The sequence below is a fragment of the Modestobacter italicus genome, assembly GCF_000306785.1.
GTDB lineage: Bacteria > Actinomycetota > Actinomycetes > Mycobacteriales > Geodermatophilaceae > Modestobacter > Modestobacter italicus.
In genome coordinates this window covers 4,649,309-4,669,365 of record NC_017955.1, presented here as the reverse complement: position 1 = coordinate 4,669,365, position 20,057 = coordinate 4,649,309, and the positions used below count along the sequence as shown (strand labels likewise).

20 protein-coding genes are annotated in these 20,057 nt (G+C 76.4%); 10 read left to right on the top strand and 10 right to left on the bottom strand.

Going from position 1 to position 20,057, the window contains the following annotated elements; all coding sequences use genetic code 11:
- Window positions 1–14: 14 nt before the first annotated feature.
- On the top strand, window positions 15–1,412 hold the full coding sequence (locus MODMU_RS22100) for a WS/DGAT/MGAT family O-acyltransferase (RefSeq protein ID WP_041797440.1): 1,398 nt from the start codon (window positions 15–17) through the stop codon (window positions 1,410–1,412).
- Between the two features lie 99 nt (window positions 1,413–1,511).
- Complete coding sequence (locus MODMU_RS22095) at window positions 1,512–2,015, top strand: DUF6912 family protein (protein WP_014742613.1); 504 nt, start codon at window positions 1,512–1,514, stop codon at window positions 2,013–2,015.
- Between the two features lie 41 nt (window positions 2,016–2,056).
- Here the strand turns inward: MODMU_RS22095 and MODMU_RS22090 are convergent, their stop codons facing one another.
- Window positions 2,057–6,205, bottom strand: a complete 4,149-nt coding sequence (locus MODMU_RS22090; protein WP_014742612.1) for a type VII secretion EssC family protein — start codon at window positions 6,203–6,205, stop codon at window positions 2,057–2,059.
- A gap of 150 nt (window positions 6,206–6,355) precedes the next feature.
- Here MODMU_RS22090 and MODMU_RS22085 point away from each other — a divergent pair, with 150 nt between their 5' ends.
- Window positions 6,356–6,649, top strand: coding sequence for a WXG100 family type VII secretion target (locus MODMU_RS22085; RefSeq protein WP_014742611.1), 294 nt, complete (start codon window positions 6,356–6,358; stop codon window positions 6,647–6,649).
- 29 nt (window positions 6,650–6,678) lie between these two features.
- On the opposite strand, the gene MODMU_RS22080 is transcribed toward MODMU_RS22085, so the two are convergent.
- From MODMU_RS22080 to MODMU_RS22070, 3 genes are all read right to left on the bottom strand, one after another.
- Window positions 6,679–7,611 (bottom strand): HTTM domain-containing protein, encoded by a 933-nt coding sequence (locus tag MODMU_RS22080; RefSeq protein WP_014742610.1) that lies wholly within the window; start codon window positions 7,609–7,611, stop codon window positions 6,679–6,681.
- Window positions 7,608–8,096 carry a hypothetical protein gene (locus tag MODMU_RS22075; protein WP_014742609.1) on the bottom strand — a complete coding sequence of 163 codons (489 nt, stop codon included), beginning with the start codon at window positions 8,094–8,096 and terminating at the stop codon, window positions 7,608–7,610. Before MODMU_RS22075 ends, MODMU_RS22080 begins: the two co-directional genes overlap by 4 nt.
- 63 nt (window positions 8,097–8,159) lie before the next feature.
- Window positions 8,160–8,573: an NUDIX domain-containing protein gene (locus tag MODMU_RS22070; RefSeq protein ID WP_014742608.1), complete on the bottom strand. Its 414-nt coding sequence runs from the start codon at window positions 8,571–8,573 to the stop codon at window positions 8,160–8,162.
- 97 nt (window positions 8,574–8,670) lie between these two features.
- Here MODMU_RS22070 and MODMU_RS22065 point away from each other — a divergent pair, with 97 nt between their 5' ends.
- The 5 genes from MODMU_RS22065 to MODMU_RS22050 all read left to right on the top strand — a co-directional run bounded on the left by MODMU_RS22065 (window position 8,671) and on the right by MODMU_RS22050 (window position 12,119).
- Window positions 8,671–9,294: a DUF6758 family protein gene (locus tag MODMU_RS22065; protein WP_014742607.1), complete on the top strand. Its 624-nt coding sequence runs from the start codon at window positions 8,671–8,673 to the stop codon at window positions 9,292–9,294.
- A 172-nt stretch (window positions 9,295–9,466) separates the two neighbouring features.
- Window positions 9,467–9,622, top strand: a complete 156-nt coding sequence (locus MODMU_RS28755) for a hypothetical protein (protein ID WP_014742606.1) — start codon at window positions 9,467–9,469, stop codon at window positions 9,620–9,622.
- Between the two features lie 9 nt (window positions 9,623–9,631).
- On the top strand, window positions 9,632–10,318 hold the full coding sequence (locus MODMU_RS22060) for a PH domain-containing protein (protein ID WP_014742605.1): 687 nt from the start codon (window positions 9,632–9,634) through the stop codon (window positions 10,316–10,318).
- Window positions 10,319–10,360: 42 nt separating this feature from the next.
- Window positions 10,361–11,218 carry a PHP domain-containing protein gene (locus tag MODMU_RS22055; RefSeq protein ID WP_014742604.1) on the top strand — a complete coding sequence of 286 codons (858 nt, stop codon included), beginning with the start codon at window positions 10,361–10,363 and terminating at the stop codon, window positions 11,216–11,218.
- Between the two features lie 49 nt (window positions 11,219–11,267).
- Window positions 11,268–12,119, top strand: a complete 852-nt coding sequence (locus tag MODMU_RS22050; RefSeq protein WP_231851702.1) for a RecB family exonuclease — start codon at window positions 11,268–11,270, stop codon at window positions 12,117–12,119.
- Between the two features lie 34 nt (window positions 12,120–12,153).
- On the opposite strand, the gene MODMU_RS22045 is transcribed toward MODMU_RS22050, so the two are convergent.
- Together MODMU_RS22045 and MODMU_RS22040 are read right to left on the bottom strand one after the other, a co-directional pair.
- Window positions 12,154–12,558 (bottom strand): VOC family protein, encoded by a 405-nt coding sequence (locus tag MODMU_RS22045; protein WP_014742602.1) that lies wholly within the window; start codon window positions 12,556–12,558, stop codon window positions 12,154–12,156.
- Window positions 12,559–12,728: 170 nt separating this feature from the next.
- On the bottom strand, window positions 12,729–13,355 hold the full coding sequence (locus tag MODMU_RS22040) for a LysE/ArgO family amino acid transporter (RefSeq protein WP_014742601.1): 627 nt from the start codon (window positions 13,353–13,355) through the stop codon (window positions 12,729–12,731).
- Between the two features lie 76 nt (window positions 13,356–13,431).
- Here MODMU_RS22040 and MODMU_RS22035 point away from each other — a divergent pair, with 76 nt between their 5' ends.
- The gene (locus MODMU_RS22035) at window positions 13,432–14,310 is read left to right on the top strand and encodes a LysR family transcriptional regulator ArgP (RefSeq protein ID WP_014742600.1); all 879 of its coding nucleotides are present in this window, start codon (window positions 13,432–13,434) and stop codon (window positions 14,308–14,310) included.
- Here MODMU_RS22035 and MODMU_RS22030 read toward each other — a convergent pair.
- The 4 genes from MODMU_RS22030 to MODMU_RS22015 are packed head-to-tail and all read right to left on the bottom strand — an operon-like array spanning window position 14,307 to window position 18,843.
- Window positions 14,307–15,179: an oxygenase MpaB family protein gene (locus MODMU_RS22030; protein ID WP_014742599.1), complete on the bottom strand. Its 873-nt coding sequence runs from the start codon at window positions 15,177–15,179 to the stop codon at window positions 14,307–14,309. The two genes, MODMU_RS22035 and MODMU_RS22030, sit on opposite strands and share 4 nt — an antisense overlap.
- Window positions 15,176–16,108 carry an alpha/beta fold hydrolase gene (locus MODMU_RS22025; protein WP_014742598.1) on the bottom strand — a complete coding sequence of 311 codons (933 nt, stop codon included), beginning with the start codon at window positions 16,106–16,108 and terminating at the stop codon, window positions 15,176–15,178. Before MODMU_RS22025 ends, MODMU_RS22030 begins: the two co-directional genes overlap by 4 nt.
- 48 nt (window positions 16,109–16,156) lie before the next feature.
- Window positions 16,157–17,305 (bottom strand): outer membrane protein assembly factor BamB family protein, encoded by a 1,149-nt coding sequence (locus MODMU_RS22020; RefSeq protein WP_014742597.1) that lies wholly within the window; start codon window positions 17,303–17,305, stop codon window positions 16,157–16,159.
- Entirely contained in the window at window positions 17,302–18,843 is a 1,542-nt protein-coding gene (locus tag MODMU_RS22015) for a DEAD/DEAH box helicase (RefSeq protein WP_014742596.1), read from the bottom strand. The genes MODMU_RS22020 and MODMU_RS22015 overlap by 4 nt, the downstream gene beginning before the upstream one ends.
- A gap of 535 nt (window positions 18,844–19,378) precedes the next feature.
- On the opposite strand from MODMU_RS22015, the gene MODMU_RS22010 reads away from it, so the two are divergent.
- Window positions 19,379–20,041: a ferritin-like fold-containing protein gene (locus MODMU_RS22010; protein WP_014742595.1), complete on the top strand. Its 663-nt coding sequence runs from the start codon at window positions 19,379–19,381 to the stop codon at window positions 20,039–20,041.
- Window positions 20,042–20,057: the final 16 nt, after the last annotated feature.

Here is a 20,057-nt window from a genome sequence, read left to right as displayed (position 1 = left end):
TGAGGGAGGTCACGTTGGTCGAACGGCTCACCGCACTGGATGCCTCCTTCCTCTACCTGGAGGAACCGGGCACGCCGATGCACGTCGGCGGGGTCATCGTGCTGGACCGTCCCGACGGGGGTCTGGACCACGAGGCGCTGATCGAGCTGGTGCGCACCCGGCTGCCGCTGGTGCCGCGGTACCGGCAGAAGGTCGCCGAGGTGCCCGGCCACCTGGCCAACCCGGCCTGGGTGGACGACCCGGACTTCGACATCAGCTACCACGTCCGCCGCTCCGCGCTGCCCCGCCCGGGCAACGAGGAGCAGCTGCTGGACCTGGTCGCCCGGCTCACCGCGCGGCCGTTGGACCGCAGCCGCCCGCTGTGGGAGATGTACCTGGTCGAGGGGCTCGCCGGCGACCGCACGGCCGTGGTGACCAAGACCCATCCCGCCCTGGTCGACGGCCTCGGCGCGATCGACATCGGCCAGGTCATCCTCGACCCGGAACCCGACGCGGTCCGGTCGCTGCCGCAGTCGGCCGACGACTGGCGACCGCGCCGGCCGCCCGGCCCGGTGGCCCTCGTGTGGGAGGCGGTGGAGGACTACCTGCAGCGCCCCTCCGCGGTCATCGACACCGCCCGGACGGCCGTCGGCGACCTGCGCGCCACCGCCGGCCGCTGGGCCGGCGTCGCCGGCGGGCTGGTCACCGCGGTCGCCCGGACGGCGGTGTCCCCGGCCCCGATGAGCCCGCTGAACGCCCCGATCGGGCGGCAGCGCCGGGTCGCGGTGGCCCGGGCCTCGCTCGAGGACCTCCGGACGGTGCGCAAGGCCCACGGCGGGACGGTCAACGACGTCCTGCTCACCTCGGTGACCGGTGCGCTCCGGGAGTGGCTGCTGTCCCGCGGCGAGCCGGTGGTGGGCAGCACCTCGGTGCGGGCCCTGGTCCCGGTGTCGGTCCGCAGCGAGGACGAGTCGGCCGCCAACGAGGTCCGCTCCTTCCTGGTCGACCTGCCGGTGGGCGAGCCCAACCCCCGGTTGCGGCTGACCCGGATCAGCTACGCCATGCGCGGGCTGGCGCCGCGCAGCCAGTCGGTGGGCGCGGACACGCTGAGCGCGCTGTCCGGCTTCGCGCCGCCCACGCTGCACGCCCTGGGGGCGCGCGCGGCCAGCGGCCTGTCCCGCCGGCTGTTCAACCTGGTGGTCACCAACGTGCCGGGGCCGCAGGTCCCGCTCTACGCCGGTGGCGCCCGGATGCTGGAGGTCTACCCGGTCGTGCCGCTGGCGCGGGGACAGGGGCTGGCCATCGGCATGACCAGCTACGACGGCACGGTGTACGTCAGCCTGAACGCCGACCGGGACAGCATCAGCGACGTCGACGCCCTCGCCGACCTGATCGAGCAGGAGGTCGGCTACCTCGTCGAGCTGGCCGCCTGAGCCGGGGCCCCCTGTGCCCGGACCCCTGACCCGGGCCGGGAAGATCGGCGGGCCGGCGACGTTACGGTCGCTATCCGACGACACGAGGAGGCGAACCGGGTGCGCGTGTACCTGCCGGCCACGACGACCGTGCTGCAGCGGTTGCTCGACCAGGGCCGACTGGAGGGACCGCTGACGGTCTTCACGGTCACGCCGCAGCTGCGCAGCTTCTACGAGCTCAGCGACGGGGACGAGGAGCTCGAGTACGCCGCGCTGATCGCGGCGGCCCGGGCGAGCCTGCGGCTCATGGACGTCGACCCGACGGCGGCCCGCAGGCGGGTCGTGCTGGCCGCGGACGTCCCCGACGCCTCGGTCACGCCCATCCAGGACGACGCCGCGGACGCCGGGGCGGCGCGCACCACGGCCGACGTCGCGCTCGCCGACGTCGCGAGCGCCCACATCGACGTCGCCGAGGCGGAGGACGACGTCCGGGCCGCGGTCAACGTCGTGCTGGAGGCCGACCTGGGCAGCGAGGACGCCCAGTTCGTCGTCGACCAGGCCGAGGGTCACGAGCTGGCCTGGTACGCCACCCAGGAGATCGGCCCGGCGCTCGAGCTCCTCTGACCCGGGCACCCGTCGGCGCCGGGGCGGGGGGCCGACCCGGCTCACGGGGAGCCGTCCGGCACCCGCCGCCGGGCGACCTGGACCCGGGTGACGGCGCTGGGCGTCGCGAGCCAGCCGGCGCCGGGACGCGGTGGCAGCGGGCTGCGCGGCGTGCGCAGCCCGAACAGCTCCGCGTCCCCCGCGGCCGGGCGCAGCAGCAGCGCCGTCCGCCGGCGGCGCAGCCCGACCGCCGGACCGCGGAACGCCCCGGCGAGGTCGGCCGCGGTGCCGGCGGCGAGCACGATCGGCGGTGCTCCTGACGGGAGCGGTGCGGTCAGCAGGTCGGCGACCGCCTCCGGCAGCGTCACCAGGTCGTCGGCGGCGACGACCACGGGGCGGTGAGCGTCCTGGCCGGCAAGCCAGACCCGCAACCCCTCGGGGTCCCGCCGGTCCAGCCGGGCCGGGGCGGAGGGTGCCTCGGACGCCGGGCCCGGCCCCAGCGCCGCCACCGCGGCACCGGCAGCCGCGCAGTGCCGGGCGAACGCGTGCAGTGCGCTGGTCCGCCCGCTGCTGGGTGGGCCGACCACGAGCAGCCCGCCGGCCCGGTCCAGGTCGAGGCCCACCGGCTTGCCGTCGTCCCCGCCGGGCCCGAGCGGCAGCCAGAGCCCCGCGGCGGGCGAGGACCCACCGACCGCGGGGAGCGCCAGTTCGGGATCGGGCGGCAGCACGGCGATCCGGAGGGGCTCGTCCGCCGGTCCGACGTCCGGTGGGTCGGGCACCGGGCGGACGGCTTCCCGCGGCAGCGCCAGCTGACCCTCGACCGCGTCCTCGCCGACCAGGCACCGGCCCGGTGGCCGGTTGCCGGGGACCGCCCGTGCCGGCACACCCGCCACCGCGTAGTCGGCGCGGTCGGGCAGCGGCAGGACCAGCCGGCCGCGGACGGCGCTCGCCAGCCTGCTGCCCGGCACGGCGCGCTCCGCGGTGAGCAGCACGGTGACGCCCACCGCGGCGCCCTCGCGCACCAGTCGCAGCAGCCCGGCGGCACCGGTGGCCGGGTCGGCCTCCTCGAGCAGCGCCACCAGGCTCTCGTGGCCGTCGACGAGCACCAGCAGCAGCGGCCGGCCCGCGGCCGGACCCCCGACGCGTCGGCGGTCGACCTCGGCACCGAGGCGGGCGAGCAGCCGCAGGGTCCGGTGGGCGTCCTCCCGCCCGACGGCGGTGCCGCAGTGCGGGAGGGCCTCGGCGTCGCGGGCGAGGGCGCCGCCGCCGTGGTCGACGACGTGGACGTGCAGCCTGCTCGGTGGCAGCTGGTGCACCGCCTCGCCGAGCACCGTGCGCAGCGCCGTCGTCCGGCCGCTGCGGGGACCGCCCACCACCAGCCAGCCGCCCGCCGTGGCCAGGTCCAGCTCCAGCGGTTCCTGCCGCTGCGCGTCGGGGGAGTCCAGCAGGCCGATCCGCAGCCGGGTCGGGGGCGCGCCGGCCGACCACCGGTCCAGGTCCGCGGCCGCGAGCCGGTCCGGCAGCGGCGGCAGCCAAGGCCGGTCGACCGGGTGCAGACCCGCACCGCGTTCCCGGGTCTCCAGGGCGCCGACCAGCCGCCTCAGGTCGCTGGCCGCGTCGTGGGCCGGCGCCAGGGGTGGCGCCGCCGGCGCCGGCGGCCAGGACCGTCGGCGGGCGGTCACCGCCGTGCCGCCCGGGGTCGGCGCACCGGACACCCGGGCGACCTGGAAGAGCACCGGTGCCGCCGAGCCGGTCCGCAGGTACGCCCGGCCCGGGCGGTCCGCCGGGAGGTGTGCGGCGGCGGTGCTGCCCAGGACGTCGCGGGCGTCGGTCTCGTCGGTGGTGCGCAGGCAGATCCGCAGGGACGTGTTGGCCCGGATCTCCGGGCTGAGCACGCCCGCAGGGCGCTGCGTGGCCAGCACCAGGTGCACCCCGAGCGACCGGCCGCGCTGCGCGATGCCGACCAGGCCGGTGACGAAGCCGGGGAGCTCCTCGGCCAGGGTCGCGAACTCGTCGACGACGATGACCAGCCGGCTCAACGTGACCGCGTCCGGCAGGTCGGCGAGGTCGCGTGCGCGGTGCTCGGCGAGTAGCCGCTCCCGGCGGGTCAGCTCGGCCGACAGCGACCGCAGCGCCCGGGCCGTCGACTGGTGGTCGAGGTCGGTGAGCACGCCGACGGTGTGCGGCAGCGCGGACGCCTCGCCGAAGGCCGCCCCGCCCTTGTAGTCGACCAGCAGGAAGCAGCACCGGTCCGGGGGGTGGTGCAGGGCCAGGCTGGCCACCAGGGTCTGCAGCAGCTCGGACTTCCCCGAGCCGGTGGTACCGGCGACCAGCGCGTGCGGGCCGTCGGCGACCAGGTCGATGCCCAGCGGGCCCGGGCCGGTCGACCCCAGGACCGCGACCAGCCGGTCGCGGTCGCGGCTCCACGTGCCCACGGCCTCGTCCTGCTCGGACACCGCCAGCCCCGCGGTGGGCAGGTCGAGCAGCCGGGCGCCGTCCGGCAGCGCGCCGGCCGGTGCCGGAGCGGTCAGCCCGGCCAGGTCGCGGGCGATGCCGGCGGCGGTGGCAGCGCTGACCGCGTCGGGGACGAGCGCGCGCTCCTCGTCGAGCCCCGGGGCACGCAGCCGACCGCTGGTGCCCGTCTCACCGACCACCTCCAGCCGGGCGGCGGCCGGCAGCGCGAGCGCCGCCTCCGAGCCGGCGATGTCCACCCTGACCAGCCGGTCGGCTCCGCGGGCGAGGGCCTCGGCCACGGACGGGTCGACGGGACCGTCCAGGACCACCACCGTTCTCGGCGCCGCCTCCCTCGTCCCGGTCGCCTCGAGGAGGCGACCGGGCAGCTCGTCACCGGGGAGGACGACCGCGCGCAGGTGCGGCAGCCACGCCGTCCAGGCCCACTCCGCCGCCCGGTCGCGGCCGCAGACCAGGACCAGCTCCAGCTGCGCCGGCGAGGTGAGCACGGCGAGCTGGCAGAGCACGGAGCTCGCGATGCCCAGGGCCGGCGCGCGCGGACCGACGATGCCCAGGCCCCCCGTCGCGGCCAGCGACAGCGGGACGGGCAGGTGGTCGGCGACCACGGCGGTCGTGCTGCCGTCGGGGTCGACCCGGAGGACGCCGGTCGGACCGGTGCCGGTGCCCAGCCGGACCGTGAGGCCGCCCGGGTCGGCGGCGCGTGACCACAGGGGGCTGCACCGGCGCCGCGCCGCGGCAGCCAACCGCGCGGGGTCCGGCTGGTCGTCGTCCCGGTCGGTCAGGTCGGCGTCGACCGCGGCCTGCAGCTCGCCGTCCGCGAGCGCCCGGGCGAGGGCGTGGTCGGCCATCGCGCGGCGGTGGGTGCGGCGACCGGTGACCCGGTCGGACGCCCAGCCGCCGACCGCGACCAGCGGGCCCAGCAGGGCGAAGAACAGGAACTGCGGCGCCGACAGCAGCCACGCCATCAGCAGCCCGCCCACCGCGGGCAGGGCGACGGCCACCCAGCCGAGCCGGCGTCGGGGGCCCGCGACAGGTGGGCCCGGGAGCCGGACGACCGCCGTCCGCGGTGTCCGCGACGGCGTGCCGAGCGGGCGGAGCAGCTGTCTCCCGGCCGCGGCGGGCACCTGCTCGAGAGGCGCACCGCGCGGACCGGTGAGCCGCAGCGCGCTCGAGCCGACCCGCAGCACACCGCCGACCGGCCACTCCTGCTCGTACGGGCCGACGGGCGTGCCCGGTGCCGAGCCGACCCCGAGGGTGGTCCCGTTGGAGGAGCCCAGGTCGGCGACGGTCACCCGGCCGGCGGCCACCGAGACGACGGCGTGCCGACGGGACACGTCCGGGTCGGCGAGGGGCAGCCCGCACCGGGCGCCGCGACCCAGCACCAGCGGGCCCTGCCCGAGCGGCAGGGTGCGACCGGCGTCGGGTCCGCCCACGACGTGCAGCTCCAGGGCGCCGGACCCGCTCCCGGGTGCCTCCCGCGGCCCCGGGCGGCCCAGCCCCAGGACGGCGCCGTGGCGCAGCAGCGGGCTGGTGAGGGGCGTGGCCGGGGGCAGCTCCACCGACCCCGCCCACAGCCGGACCTCCGGCAGGCCGAGACCACGGCCCACGGCGTCCGAGACGTCGGCGAGCGTCCCCTCCTCGGGGGCCTGCAGCTCGACGTCGACGGCGCCGTCGGGCGACCACAGTGTCCAGACCCGGTCGCCTCCGGGACCGGGACGACGGGGCGAGGGGAGGGGCACGCGGCGATGGTGCCGCGGCGGGCGGCCGCCGCGGGGGTCCCGGCCCGGAGCTGTGGACAACGGCCCCGCCTGTGGACGACGGCCGCGGCCGTGGCGGCACCGGCCCTACCGTCCACCCCGACCGGGAGGTCCCCGGACGGAGGAGGAGCCATGAGGGTCGAGATCGCCACGCTGGACGCGATGGCCGGGCAGTGCCGGGCCGAGGCGGCGGACACCGCCGCCCGGCACGCCGCGCTGTCCGCCGGCATCACCAGCTCGGTGCTGGAGGGCTGGACCGACAGCCAGGCCGCCGCCCGGTTCAGCGAGCTGTACGAGAAGTGGCGGCTCTCCAGCCAGGGGGTCAGCGAGGCGCTGACCGGGATGGGCGAGCTGCTGACCGGCGTGGCCGGGGCCTACCAGCAGCACGAGGCCGAGATGGCGGCCCGCATCGGCTCCCTGCTCTGAGCCGCCTGCCGGTGCCCGACCGGCCCGGCTCAGCCCGGCGCGGCCGCCCGGGCGGGTGCGGGACCGGTCCGCCGGCGCAGGCCGCGCAGCCGCTCCCACGGGGCGATGGACAGGATCGCGATGCAGTGCGGCAGGAACACGATGCCCAGCCCCAGGAAGGTGATGACGTGGAAGCCGAGCAGGAAGAGCACGAGGCCCACCCGCATCCGGTCGGTGCGCACCAGCAGCAGCAGCGGCGCGGCCAGCTCCCCGATGATCATCGCCCACTGCACGGCCGGGAGCAGGTAGGGCACGTCCAGCGTCCAGTCGGAGAAGACGCTGCCGCGGCGCACGACCGCGCGGGCGATGGTCGCGCCGGTCGGCCAGTCCCAGCCGCCGAAGCGGATCTTCGCCCAGGCCGCCAGGAAGTAGGTGAGCATCACCGCGACCAGCACCGCCGCCATGGCGAATCCGGCGGCCTCGGAGGAGCGGCGGTCCCGGAACCGGGCGCGGCCGATCGTCGGCAGGAGGGCGAGCGCGACCAGGAAGGCGATCCGGTCGTGGTCGACCTTCCCGTAGCTCATCGCGATGACCATCCACTCCGCGTAGAGCAGGAAGACGGCGAGCCCGAGCAGGCGGGGAGCGCGGCCGGTGGCCGCCGCCAGCGCGGCGACCACCAGCGCCCACTGCACGACCAGCACGACCGTGTGCGTCGGGGTGGGCAGGTCCAGCAGCCGGCCGACCAGCAGCGGGGCGTACCAGGCGGTGGGCACGTCGGCGTGCGCCCGGACCCAGGAGGTGGTGACGAAGACGTCGATCGGGATGAACAGGTAGGCGATGACCCGGAACACCGCGATGCGGGCCAGCGGCACCGGCCGGAACCACCAGCGCGGCGTCAGCGGGACGGCCGGCTCGGTCTCCGGGGTGGTCGCCCGCGCCGTCCGGGCCGCGGTCGCCGTCCGGCTCTGCGCGGTGGCGCTCACCGGCCTCCCTCCAGGTCGTACTCGACCACCACGGTGTCGGAGTACGCGTCGGTCGGCTGCCCGTCGGACAGCTCGAAGCGGCGCTGTACCACCTGCACCCCAACGAGCTCCACCGCGCCGGGGTGCTTCGCCGCCCAGGAGTCGGCCAGCAGGCCCAGCAGCTCCGGGTGCGCCTCGACCCGGGGCAGCTGGCCCTCGAACTCGGCGCGGCGCAGACCGACCTGCCCACCGGAGAGCCGGACCTCCTCGCCGGCCGCGGTCAGCCCCACCACCCGGGTGGACACCACGGCGGCGTCGGGGTCGGCGCGGGTCGAGTACATCCGGAACGGGCCGAAGGGGAAGGCGTCGTCGTCACCCCAGACCGCGCCGACGAGCAGCAGGGCCAGCACCACGGCGGCACCGACCAGCCGGGCGGAGCGGGCGGCCGGTCCCAACCGGACGACCTCGGCCTCGGCCGGCAGGTCGGGAGCGGGCAGGAGCGGCACGAGGCCATCGTAGGATCGGCGCCCGGTCCGGCGGGTCAGCGTCGCCCCGTGGCGGCCGCGCGCTCAGCGGGGCAGGGCGCTCCACCCGGTCAGCGCCGCCACGACACCCGGCGCCATGTCCAGCGCCGCCAGGCCGGCCGCGTCCACGAACACCACGTCGGCGGCGTCGTCGCCGGCCACCGGCTGCTGCGCGGGGTCGAGCAGCGTGCACACCCAGTCGGTCACGGTGAAGACGACGCCGTCCCCGTCGATCCGCACCCGGCCCAGCACCCGCTCGGGACGCACCCGCAGCCCGGTCTCCTCCGCGATCTCCCGGACGACGGCCTCGACCTCGGACTCGCCGGCCTCCACCCGCCCGCCGGGAACCGACCACAGCCCGGCGCTGGGTGCGTGCCCCCGCCGGACCAGCAGCAGCCGGCCACGCGCGTCGTGCACGACCGCACCGACGCACGGCACCTCCGGCACCGGTCCACCCACGTCGGCGAGGTTACGGCGGGTCCGGTCCGGGGCAGCGGACCGGGCACTGATCCCCGGAGCTTGACGAACACCCGCCAGGACAGGACGGTGAGCGGCCATGAGCGTCTCCCCGGTGTGCCCGCGCTGCGGCGAGGCGCTGACGGTCACACCCGGCTCGACCGCCGAGGGCTGGTGCCACCTCCACGCGAGGGTCACCCCGCTGCACCACACCGCGGTCGTGGCGCACGACGCGATCAGCGCCGTCACCGCCGACGCCCGGGTGCCCGCCTGGGTGCCGGACCCGATGCCGGGGGGCTGGGCGGTGACCGGCCTGGCCTGGGGCGGTGAACCGGGTGCCCGGGCGATCGTCGTCGCCTGCGCCGGTCCGGCTCCTCTGGGCGGCCCCGCCGAGCTGGTGCTGGTCGCCGAGGAGCCGGGCACCGGGCTCGGCTGCGGGTACGCCGGGCTGCCCGGCGTCGACCCCGGCGACCTCGTCGGCGGGCCCTCGACGGCGGAGATCCGCGCCGCCGGGCAGCGGGCGCCGCTGTGGCTGGTGCCCACCGGCGACGACCGAGCCGCCTACGTGGGGGAGGCCAACGGCGTCTGGCTGTGGCTGGTCACCTGGCCGGCGTCCGCCGCCTGGCTGCTCGCCGAGGACCTGGAGCTGCTCGACCTCCGCGACCGGGTCTACCCCGACCTGCCGCTCGGCCCCCCGACCGAACGGCTGCTGCCCGGCCGGTGAGCCGACCCGATCCGCATCGATCGAGTCCGTTCGCCCCGCACCGGCGTGGCGGCTGGTCACCGCCGCGGAGCAGCTGTTACCCATGCGGTGCGGCCGACCGGTCGTGACGGCCAGCTGTGCCGTCGGCCGCCCCGGCTCGCGGTCGGCCGCCCTGAGGAGAGGAACGCGACCCGTGCTGAAGAAGGTGCTCACCTGGCTGGCCGTCGCGTTCGTGGTCTTCTACGTGATCCAGCGTCCCGACGACGCGGCCGGGATCGTCCGCAGTGCCGGTGCGGCCCTGGGGGACGCAGCGCAGTCGCTGTCCACCTTCGTGGGCTCGCTGGTCTGAGCTCGGCCCGTGTCCGGTCCGGCTCCCCGGCGGCCCCGCTGGGGCAAGGACGCCGAGAAGTACCTGCTCGCCGACGAGCCGCCGGTCATCGCGACGCGGCGGCACCCGGCGGTGCTGGTCCGGTCCTTCGTCCGGGGCGTCCCGGCGCTGGTCGTCGGCGTCTGGGTGCTGCAGCTCGACCCGACCAACCGGGTCGGGGCCACGGTCGGTCTGGTGGTGGTCCTCGGCGCGCTGGGCTACCTCGGGCTGCACGTCGGTGAGTGGTGGGTGCGGCACCTGCTGGTCACCCGCCGCCGGGTGCTGCTGACCTCGGGGGTGATCATCCGGACGGTGGCCGTCATGCCGCTGCGCAGGATCACGGACCTGACCTGGAAGGAGACCTTCTGGGGGCAGCTGCTCGGCTACGGGACCTTCCGTTTCGAGTCCGCGGGTCAGCAGCAGGGGCTCGACGTCATCGACTACATGCCGCACGCCGACGCGCTCTACAAGCGGCTGTCGGAGCTGATGTTCGGCACCGACACCACCTCCAACCCGGTGAGCTCCGACGAGGACGCCGACGGGACGATGGCCGCCGACGACCGGGGAGACGGCGACGCCCCCGAGCAGCTGATGCCCCGCCCGCTGCAGTCCGGGCGCCGGCACGACACGGCGCCGATCCCGCGCACCCGGCCCGGCCGCTCCTCCGACGAGCTCTGAGCGTCGTGGGCGGCGGCGGACGCGGTGCGGCAGGCTGAGCACGTGCTCATCGACCTGCACACCCACTCCTCGGTCTCCGACGGGACGGAGACCCCTGCGGCGCTGGTCGCCACCGCGGCCGCGGCCGGGCTCGACGTCGTCGCGATCACCGACCACGACACCACCGGCGGCTGGGCGGCGGCCTGGGCGGCGCGCCCGCCCGGGCTGACGATCGTCCCGGGCATGGAGCTGTCCTGCCGGTACTTCCCCAGCGACGAGCCGCCGATCGCCGTCCACCTGCTGGCCTACCTCTTCGACCCGCTGCACCCGGCCTTCGCCGCCGAGCGCGTGCGGCTGCGCGAGGAACGGCTCAACCGGGGGGAGCGGATCGTCGCCGGGCTCGCCGCCGACGGCTACCCCGTCGACTGGGCCGAGATCGTGGCGCACAGCGACGGCGGGGTGGTCGGCCGGCCGCACATCGCCCGCGCGCTCGTGGACGCCGGCGTCGTGGAGTCCGTCGACCACGCCTTCGCCACCCTGCTGCACCACCGCAGCCCCTACTACGCGAGCAAGGCCGACACCGACGTGCTCGAGGGCATCCGCCTGGTGCGAGCGGCCGGGGGCGTGCCGGTGTTCGCCCACGGGCTGGCCACCTCCCGAGGACGGGTCGTCGGCGACGACGCCATCGCCGCGATGGCCGCCGCCGGGCTGCTCGGCCTCGAGGTCGACCACCCCGACCACACCCCCGACCAGCGCGTGTACCTCCGCGCCCTCGCCGACGGGCTGGGGCTGCTGCGCACCGGCTCCAGCGACTACCACGGCACCAACAAGCGCACCCCGATCGCCGCCTGCACCACCGAACCCGACCAGTACGAGCTGCTGCTGGCCGCCGGCACCGGCGTCCCCGTCGTCACCGGCTGAACCTGTCGGTGCCCCCGGCTACCGTGGCCGACGTGGGCAGGGAGCGGCGGTGAGCGCGCAACTGGAGATGCCGGGCATGCCCCGGCGGCTGTTCTCGGCCACCCCCAGCAAGCTGGCCACCTACGCCGACTGCCCGCGCCGCTACCGGTTCGCCTACCTCACCCGGCCCACCCCGCCGAAGGGCCCGGCGTGGGCGCACAACACCGTCGGTGCGGCGGTGCACGCGGCACTGCGCTCCTGGTGGGAGCTGCCGCTGGGCAAACGCAGCCCGGCCGCGGCCCGGCAGCTGCTGTACGGGGTGTGGTCGCGCACCGGCTTCCGCGACGACGAGCAGGCCGACCGCTGGCGGTCGCGGGCCGCCGGCTGGCTCACCGACTACGTCGGCGAGCTCGACCCCGCCGAGGAGCCGGTGGGCACCGAGCGCACCGTGGGGGCGACCACCGAGCGGCTGGCGCTGTCCGGCCGCATCGACCGGATCGACCAGCGCGGCGACGAGCTGGTCGTCGTCGACTACAAGACCGGCCGGGTCCCCTCCACCGAGGACGAGGCGCGGGGGTCACCGGCACTGGCCATCTACGTGCTCGGCGTGCGGCGGACGCTTCGCCGGGCGTGCAACCGGGTCGAGCTGCACCACCTGCCCTCCCGCACGGTCGCCGTGTTCGAGCACACCGAGCGGTCGCTGGCCAACCACGTGCGCCGGGCCGAGGACATCGCCGCCGACATCGAGACGGCGACCGAGGCGCTCGCCGCCGGCGCGGACCCCGACGTCGCCTTCCCGCCGGTCACCGGCCAGCAGTGCAGCTGGTGCGACTTCCGGCCCAGCTGCCCGGCCGGGCAGGCCGCCGTCCCGGCGCGCGAGACCTGGAGCTTCCTGGCCGAGGAGACCCCGCCCGCTGAGTGAGCCGGCACCCCCGCAGGGCGCCGACCGCTGACCCTCAGGCTGAGCGCGACCCGGCCGGGACGTGGGTGTAGCGCTCGGTCAGCACCTCGAGCAGGTGGCCGTGACCGCGGAAGTACAGCCGCCGCCCGCTGCCGTCGGGGTTGACCTCGCCGACCTCCCCGGGACGACGTCCGGGCGGGTCGGCGGTGTACGACGTCCCGTCGGCGTCGAAGCGCGCCCTGACCCGGTCGAAGTGGTCGTCGTCGACGAGGAAGGCCAGGTGCACCGGCTCGGGCACCGGGGCGGCCGCGAAGTTGATCACGAGGTGGTCGTCGAGCTGGACGGAGGAGAAAAAGCCGTTCTGCCAGGGCTCGCGCAGCTCGAGCAGGTCGACGAACCAGGCGACGGCGGCGTCCCGGTCGGCGACCGGGACGATCATGTGGTGCAGGGCGATGGGCACAGGTGACTCCAGGGTGGGTTCGGACGAGGGCACGCAACGCTCGTCCGACCGGCGGCCCGCGGGGCCGCCCCGGGGTCACCGGTCGGCCGGGTACCCGTTCCGTGCACGGCGCGTGGCCGACCCGGCAGTCATGGCCGGGAGTCTGCCGCCGCACCGCGACGGCGGCAAGGTCAGCCGCCCGCGGCGCCGCGGACGGCGAGGGAGGTCGCGAGCGCCACCATCACCACGGCGATCACCGCGTCGAGCACGCGCCAGGCGCTGGGCCGCGCGAAGACCGGCCTCAGCAGCCGGGCGCCGTAGCCCAGCCCGGCGAACCACAGCGCGCTCCCGAGCGCGGCCCCGCCGGCGAACCACCACCGGCGCTCGCCGTAGGTCCCGGCGAGCGAGCCGAGCAGCACCACGGTGTCCAGGTAGACGTGCGGGTTCAGCCAGGTCAGCGCCAGGCAGGTGGTCACCGTCGCCACCAGCCCGACCCGCCGCCCGGCGGCCTCGGTGACCAGTGCGGCCGGCCGCAGCGCCCGCCGGGCCGCCATCAGCCCGTAGACCAGCAGGAACGCGGCGCCGGCGAAGCAGACGACGGTGAGCACGTCCGGCGCCCGGGTCACCAGCGCGCCGGCGCCGGCCGTCCCGGCCACGATGAGGACGGCGTCGGAGACCAGGCACACCGTGACCACCGCCGCGACGTGCTCCAGCCGGAGCCCCTGGCGCAGCACGAAGGCGTTCTGCGCGCCGATGGCGACGATGAGGGACAACCCGAGGCCGAGTCCGGCGGCGGCGGCGAGCAGAGCGGGGGTCACGGGATCGACGCTAGGTGGACCGCCACATCAGTGCAGCTCTCTTTCCTGACGCACCTGAAGCAGTTCTAATGACGGCGTGGACCTCGACCTCGCCCAGCTGCGTGCCCTCGACGCGACGGTCACCGCCGGGACCCTCGAGGGGGCCGCCCGCGCGCTGCACGTGACGCCCAGCGCGATCAGCCAGCGGCTCAGGGCGCTGGAGGCCGCGACCGGACGCGTCCTGCTGGTGCGCAGCAAGCCGGTGCAGGTCACCGAGTCCGGGCAGCCGGTGCTGCGGCTGGCGCGGCAGGTCGCGCTGCTGGCCGCCGACGCGACCCGCGAGCTCGAGACCGACGACGGCGGCCGCCCGGTCACCCTGCCCATCGCGGTCAACGCGGACTCGATGGCCACCTGGGTGCTGCCCGCGCTCGCGCCGCTGGCCGGCGAGCTCGCCTTCGACCTGCACCGCGAGGACCAGGAGCACACCGCGGCGCTGCTGCGCGACGGACGGGTGATGGCCGCGGTGACCGCCGCCGCCGACCCGGTGCCCGGCTGCACGGTGACCCGGCTCGGCGGGATGCGCTACCGGCCGATGGCCACCGCGGCGTTCGTCGACCGGTGGTTCCCCGACGGCGTCACGCCCGAGGCGCTGTCCCGGGTCCCGGTCGTCGGCTTCGACCGCCAGGACGACCTGCAGGACCGCTACCTGCGCTCACGCGGCGTCGACCCGGCCGTCCCGCCCCAGCACCACGTGCCGGCCTCGGCCGACTACGTCGCCGCGGTCCGGCTGGGGTTCGGCTGGGGCATGGTCCCGCGCCAGCAGGAGCCCCCGGGCGAGCTGGTCCAGCTCGACGCGGACGGCGCGGTCGACGTCGTCCTGCACTGGCAGCAGTGGCGGCTGCGCTCACCGTCCCTGGACCGGGTGGTGGCCGCCGTGCTGGCCGCCGCCCGGCGCGAGTTGGACCAGCCCCGCTAAGCGCTGAGCGGCTCGGCCGTGGCCACCCGCTCGCGGGCGGCGCGGACGATCGGCGACTCGCGCACCCGGGCGGGCACCGCCAGCGCGGCCTGCCGGAACGCCTTGAGCCCCGCCGTCGCCGCCGTGTCGGTGAGCCCGAACCCGGGCAGCCCGTAGACCTGCCGGGCCCAGCGCGGCAGGGTGGCCGCGCCCAGCGAGGCCAGCGTGCTCCACGCCGGGCGCGCCGGGGTGAGCAGCTGCACCCAGCCGGGCATCGGTGGCACCAGCACGAACCGGGACGCCGCGCGCGCGGCCGGGGTCACCGCCAGCTGCGCCCGGATCCCGTCGAAGTAGGCGGCCAGCTCCGCGACCGTCCTCGGCACCTCGGCCTCGTCGGCGCCGATCAGCACGGCCGCCACCACCTGCTCGGCGACGTACCGGTCGGCCTCGGCGTCGGTGAGCGGGACCCCGGCCCGGCGGGCGGTGGACAGCAGCGAGTCGACCTCGCAGTTGTGCACCCACAGCAGCAGGTCGGCGTCGTCGACCGAGTACGACCGGCCGGTGGTCTCCTCGACGGCGGCCTTGTCGCGGTGCATGCCGCGTACCCGCCGCACCACCCGCAGCGCGTCGCGCCGGGTGCCGTAGGTCAACGTGGCGACGTACTCCGCGGTACGGGTCAGCCGGGCCCACGGGTCGGTGGTGAAGCCGGTGGAGAACTGGTGCACGCCGTCCATGGCGACCGGGTGCAGCGCCTGGAGCAGCAGCGCGCGGATGCCACCGACGGAGAAGGCCGGGTCGCTGTGGATCCGCCAGGTGACGCTGTCGGGGCCGAAGAAGCCCAGCAGGTCCTCCTCGGGCGTGAAGTCCTTGATCGAGGGGGTCGGGTTCACCGGACGGCCTCGGCCTGGTCGTCGGCCGCCGGGGCGCCGGCTCCGGGATCGGACCAGAAGGACACGAGCACCTCCAGCGTGCGGGTCGGGTTCTCGATCGCGGGGGAGTGCACCGCGTGCCCGATCACCTCGTGCCGGGCGCCCAGCCGCTGCGCCATGTCGGCTTGGGCGGCGGGGCTCCACGCGTCGTCGGCGATCCCGTGGGCGACCAGCACCGGCACCCCGGTGGCGGCGAGCTCGGCGACCCGGTCGGGCTCGCTCAGCAGCGCGTCCGCCATGCCGCGCAGCCCGGCCGCGCTGTTGGCCAGGAAGCGTTCGCGGAGGAACTCCTGGGTCGGCGCCGGTACCTCCTGCGCGCGCGGGTCGGTCATCGCCAGCTGCTCGAGGGTGTCGTTGACCAGCTGCACGCCGCCCGCGTCCAGCAGCGGGGACAGGTGCTCGAGGAGCTCGGCGCGCGGGCCGGTCAGGAACGCCGGCCCGCTGCCGAGCAGGGTCAGCGAGGTGAACAGCCCGGGTTCGGCCAGCACCGCCGCGCGGGCGACCAGGCCGCCGAAGCTGTGCCCGAGCAGGTGCAGCGGGCCGGGGGACTCGGCGCGCAGCCCACGGGCGACCGTGGCGACGTCGGTGGCCAGCTCGGCCACCGAGTACGCCGCCGGGTCGTCGGGGCCGGGCGACTCGTACTGGCCGCGCTGGTCGATGGCGACGGCCCGCAGGCCGGCGGCCGCGATCGGCGCCAGCAGCGGGGCGAAGTCCTCCTTGCTGCCGGTGTAGCCGGCGACCAGCAGGACCGTGCCGTGGGTGGCGGGGCCGGTGTCGAGGGCCGCCAGCGGGCCGGTGCCGCCGGGGAGGGTGACCCGGGCGGCGTCGTGGGCCGCGAGCTGACCGAGGTCGTCGGGGGCGGTGTGCTCGGAGCCACCAGGCAGGACCATGCCCCGAGTGTGCCCTGCACTTCGGTCGTGCGCCGCCGATCCCCGGCCTCAGCGGTAGGCGAGGACCTCGTCGGCGGTGGCGTACACGTACACCGGGCCGACGACGGAGGTCCGGCCACCGGCCGGGAGGGTGTCCTCGGTGGTCGAGCGGCCGACCTCCACGCCGTCCGCCAGGGAGCGCTGCACGAAGGCCCCCGCCTCGGGCACGGTCACGGTTCCGCCGTCCGCGCCGACCGCGGGCAGCCCGACCGCCGGGAGCGACCAGCGCTGCAGGCCGCTGGCCTGGTCCAGCGCGTAGACGGTGCCCCGGGCCCAGAGCAGGGCGACGTCGCCGACGCCCGCCTGCTGCAGCGGTTCGCTGCCCGGGTCCTGGCCGGCGGGGAGGGCGGGGAGCGGGAGCTCGGTGAGCACCGAGCCGTCGGTGGGGGAGAGCACCTGCACCCGGTCGCCGACGACGACGTCCACCAGCCGGTCGACCCCCGCGAGCCGGGCGGTGTCGCCGTCGGTGACGACGTCCCGGCTCCAGACGGCGTTGCCGCCGAAGGCGTCGAACAGGGTCACCTGCAGGGTGTCCGCGCCCGCGCAGCGCTGCAGGACGACGACTCCGGTGCTCCCGGCGTCCGAGCCGACCAGCCGGCAGCCGGTGGGTGCGACGTAGCGCCACCGGGTGTTGTTGCCGGTCGGGTCGAGGGTGACGATGCCGGTCGGGCTGCTGGCCAGCAGGACCTGGTCGGTGCTGGTCAGGTCGACGTCGGTGCGGTAGCGCACGTTGCGGGTCCAGTCCCGCACGCCGGTGGCGGCGGTCAACGCCACCGCCTCGTTGCACCGGCTGGTGGTGCGGAAGACGGCGACGACCACGCCGTCGACCGCGGTGGCGTCGCAGAGCCGGGCGTTGCTGCGCCGGTAGTGCCAGGCCTCGGCGCCCGAGGCGGCGTCGACCATGGCCAGCCCGTGCTCGTCGGTGATCAGCACCCGGCCGCCCTCGACGACCCGCCGCGGAGCCGGTCCGGTGGCCGAGGACCAGGCCTCCGCGACCGTCGCCGCCGGCGCCGCGTCCGGGACGGCCGGCGCGCTCGCCGTGGTGCTCGAGGTGGCCGCGGCGTCGGAGGTGCGCCACAGCAACACGGCGACGGCGGCCACCACGAGGGTGACCGCCGTCCAGACCCAGACCCGCAGCGGCGGGCGTCGCACCGTCATCTACGCGGCGGACTCGGACCCGCCGCCGTTGCCGCCCCGACCACCGCGGCGGCGCCGGCGCCGCGGACGGCTCGCGCCGCCCTCGGCGGGCTCGCCGCCGGCCATCGCTGGAGCCGGGGAGTCGCCGGCCGGGGCGTCGGCGCCCAGCGCTGCGGCGGCACCCTCGGCGGCGGCGCCGCTGCCCCGGGTGCGCTGCCGCGGCCGGCTCTTGCGCGGCCGGCCGAGGGCTGCTCCTCGTCGGTGCGCGCGGTGTCCCGGCCGGGGCCGGAACGGCCGCCGCCCTGCCCGCCGCCGGTGCGCTGCCGCTTGCCGGTCTCGCCGAGGTCCTCGAGGGTCTCGGCGCCCAGGCCCTCGCGGGTGCGCTGGGAGCGGGGCAGCCGGCCGGTCGCCGTCGTCGGCACGTCCAGGTCGGTGTAGACCCACGGCGAGGTCGAGTAGGTCTCCGGCGGGTCGGCGAAGGGCAGGTCCAGCGCCTTGTTGATCAGCTGCCAGCGGGGGATGTCGTCCCAGTCGACCAGGGTCACCGCGACGCCGGTGCTGCCGGCCCGGCCGGTGCGGCCGATCCGGTGCACGTAGGTCTTCTCGTCCTCGGGGCACTGGTAGTTCACGACGTGGCTGACGCCGGTCACGTCGATGCCGCGGGCGGCGACGTCGGTGGCGACCAGGACGTCGACCTTGCCGGCCCGGAACGCGCGCAGCGCCTGCTCGCGGGCGCCCTGGCCCAGGTCGCCGTGCACGGCGGCGGCGGCGAACCCGCGCTCGACCAGGTCGTCGGCGACCTTCTGCGCGGTGCGCTTGGTGCGGCAGAAGACCATCACCAGCCCGCGGTCGCGGGACTGCAGGACCCGGGACAGCAGCTCGGGCTTGTCCAGGTTGTGCGCCCGGTAGATGAACTGGGTGGTCTGCGGGACGGTCGAGCCCTCGTCGTTGCCGTGCGCCCGGATGTGGGTGGGCTGGCTCATGAACGAGCGCGACAGGGTCACGATCGGGCCGGGCATCGTCGCCGAGAACAGCATGGTCTGGCGCTTGTCCGGGACCATCGCCAGGATCCGCTCGATGTCGGGCAGGAAGCCCAGGTCGAGCATCTCGTCGGCCTCGTCGAGGACCAGGACCTTGACCTTGCCCAGGATCAGGTGGCCCTGCTGGGCCAGGTCGAGCAGCCGGCCGGGGGTGCCGACGACGATCTCGACGCCGGCCTGCAGCGCCGAGACCTGCGGCTCGAACGCGCGGCCGCCGTAGATGGCCTGCACGCGGACGCCGCGCTTGCTGCCGGCGGCGGCCAGGTCGCGGGAGACCTGCACGCACAGCTCACGGGTGGGGACGACGACCAGCGCCTGCGGGACGCCGTCGCCGCCCTCGGCCGGCGGGACCACGCGCTGCAGCATCGGGACGCCGAAGCCCAGCGTCTTGCCGGTGCCGGTGCGCGCCTGGCCGATGAGGTCGTTGCCGGCCAGCGCCAGCGGGAGGGTCAGCTCCTGGATGGCGAAGGTGCGGTGGATCCCGACCTCGGCCAGCGCGGCCACGATGTCGGGGTGCACGTCGAAGTCGCTGAACAGCGGGCTGTCGGGGGCGACGGGCGCGCCGCCCAGCTCCTCGACCTGCTGCTCGAGCTCCTCGGGAGCGGGAGCGCCGGTCTCGGCGTGCTCCAGCTCGGGAGCGGCGGTCGTGCTGCTGTCGACGGGGGTGTTCTCGGTGGAGGTCAGTTCTCTCGCCTCGGTCTGGTGGGGGACCGGTCGCGGCGCCGGTGCGCGAGCTCAGGAGCTCGCGCGTTGCCCGGCGGTGCTCTGCGGTCCCGGGGTCGGTTCCGGGATGTTCGATCCAAGCGCCGACGCGGCCAGCAGACCGGGCGTCAGGTGCAGACTGCCCGGGAGACGGCCCTCGGAGGGCCGGTCTCGAGGAGGAGATCCAGCGGTCATCAGCGCACAGGGGTTGCTCTCGGTGAACGGACCTGGCGGTCCGCCGATTCCATCCTAGCCTGGCCAGCCCGTTAGCCTCGCTCAGCCGGCCCGTGACACGGGCTGCGGACGCAGCGGTCCGCGGCCACGGGGCGCAGAGCACGAGGAGGGGGGTCGCGTGACCGAGGTCGACGAGGGAACCGGGCACCGGGCGGTCATCGACCTGCTGGGGGTGCTCGCCTACGCCGAGCTGACGGCGTTCGACCGGTTGGCCGAGGACGCGCGGCTGGCGCCCACCCTGGACGGCCGGGCCGCGCTCGCCCGGATGGCGGCCGCCGAGATCGCCCACCACGAGCGGCTGTCGGCGCGGCTGCGCGAGCTCGGCGCCGACGTGAGCGCGGCGATGACCCCGTTCGTCGCCGCCCTCGACGCCTTCCACGACGGCACCCGGGCCAGCACCTGGCTGGAGGGGCTGGTCAAGGCCTATGTGGGCGACGGGCTGGCCGCGGACTTCTACCGCGAGGTCGCGGCCTTCCTCCCGCAGCCGGACCGGGCGCTGGTCGAGGAGGTGCTCGCCGATACCGGCCACGCCGACTTCGCCCTCCGCGAGGTCCGCGCCGCGATCGCCGCCGACCCGAAGGTCGCCGGCCGGCTGGCGCTGTGGGCCCGCCGGCTGGTCGGCGAGGCGCTCACCCAGTCCCAGGCGGTCATCGCCGAGCACGACGAGCTCGCCGAGCTGATCATCACCGGCACCGGTGACCTGGCCGGGGTGGGCGAGCTGCTCGGCCGGATCACCGCCGCGCACTCGGTGCGCATGCGCGCGCTGGGCCTGAACCCCTAGACGCCGACAGGGCGCC

What these genes read in the sequence shown, in the direction of transcription:
- MODMU_RS22085 (WP_014742611.1), top strand. Translation starts at nt 6,356, where the DNA reads ATGAGGGTCGAGATCGCCACGCTGGACGCGATGGCCGGGCAGTGCCGG.
- MODMU_RS22065 (WP_014742607.1), top strand. Translation starts at nt 8,671, where the DNA reads ATGAGCGTCTCCCCGGTGTGCCCGCGCTGCGGCGAGGCGCTGACGGTC.
- MODMU_RS22025 (WP_014742598.1), bottom strand. Translation starts at nt 16,108, where the DNA reads ATGGTCCTGCCTGGTGGCTCCGAGCACACCGCCCCCGACGACCTCGGT.
- MODMU_RS22020 (WP_014742597.1), bottom strand. Translation starts at nt 17,305, where the DNA reads ATGACGGTGCGACGCCCGCCGCTGCGGGTCTGGGTCTGGACGGCGGTC.